This window comes from Bradyrhizobium sp. OK095 (assembly GCF_900109945.1).
Lineage (GTDB): Bacteria > Pseudomonadota > Alphaproteobacteria > Rhizobiales > Xanthobacteraceae > Bradyrhizobium.
Genome location: NZ_FOBX01000047.1, coordinates 1 through 1,178 on the forward strand (window position 1 = coordinate 1; position 1,178 = coordinate 1,178).

At 64.2% G+C, this 1,178-nt stretch carries 1 protein-coding gene; it reads right to left on the reverse strand.

Annotated elements, in window-relative coordinates; all coding sequences use genetic code 11:
* On the reverse strand, positions 1–1,142 hold a 1,142-nt coding region (locus BMW89_RS37130; RefSeq protein WP_143062898.1), incomplete at its 3' end, for an IS481 family transposase.
* Positions 1,143–1,178 lie beyond the last annotated feature (36 nt).

Sequence of the window (1,178 nt, forward strand, 5' to 3'; positions counted from 1 at the left end):
GGCTGCGGCGCTGCGCTAGCGCAGCGCCGCAGCCTGCGTGTTTGCTGGTCGATGATGCCGATCGGCACGTCGAAGAAGCGCACTTGCCAGTATCCGTCCTCGGTTTCCTCGACGGCAACTGCTTCGCCGTCAAGAGCGCTGCAGATGTGGATGAGGTCGCCACGCCATTTGATCTCGCCGTTGGAGCGGACCTGGCGCACCGCGGCCTCGGCTGGATAATCGGGATCTGGAAGCCGCCTTGGCAGCGCACGAGGCGAGGACTGATAGACGCTGGCAGGTGGGCGCTGACCAAGCGATTCGTGCGGCCGTTCTTCGTTGTAGTCGCGCACAAATGCCGCGAAGCGCCGGGCCTGCGCGGCCCGGGTTGGCGGCGGTGGCCGCATGGCTTCCAGAAGCGTGAGGTGAAAGCGCTCGTGTCGGCCGTTCTGCTGCGGATGGCCGGGATCAATCCGTTCATGGCGGATGCCAAGCTTGATCCACCATACCGACAGTGCCGTCAGGCCGGTGGTTCCGGTCGAGGCGAACGGCGAGCCGTTGTCGGAGCGGATGATCTGCGGCAAGCCGTACTCGCGAAACGCCCGCTCCAGCTGCGGTTGGCATTCGGCATGTTGCGTGCTGCCCGTCGCCGCCAAACTAATCAAATAGCGGCTGAAGCCATCGGTCACTGTGAAGGGTTCAACCCGAGAACCGTCGCCCAGTCGGATCCAGCCCTTGTGATCGAGAGCCCATACATGGTTGGCATGCTGAGGCACCGTCAGTTGCCCCATACGCGGCGGCGCACGTCGCCGAGCCCGACGGCTGCTGACCAGTCCCGCTCGTTTGAGAATCTCGCCTGCCGTCGATGCTGACGGCCAATCGAGGTCCCCTTGGCGAGCCTCAAGCTTGCTTACGATCTTGCGCGGTCCCCAGCTCGGCCGCTCAAGCCGTAGCCCCACAATCGCATCAACGATGTGCTGCGGCGTCGCCCGCCCATGCACCCGTGCGGCGTGGGAGCGATCCGAAAGCCCTCCAGGCCCTTCCAACCGGTAGCGGTCCAACCATTTGTAACCGGTCTTGCGACTGATCTCGTAGCGGTCGCACAGCTCCGTCATCGTCCACATTCCGCTTCGCTGATCCGCGATGAAGCTAACCCGTTGGTCCATTGCGCAGCTCTCTCGCCAAGGCATCGGCTGTTCCTC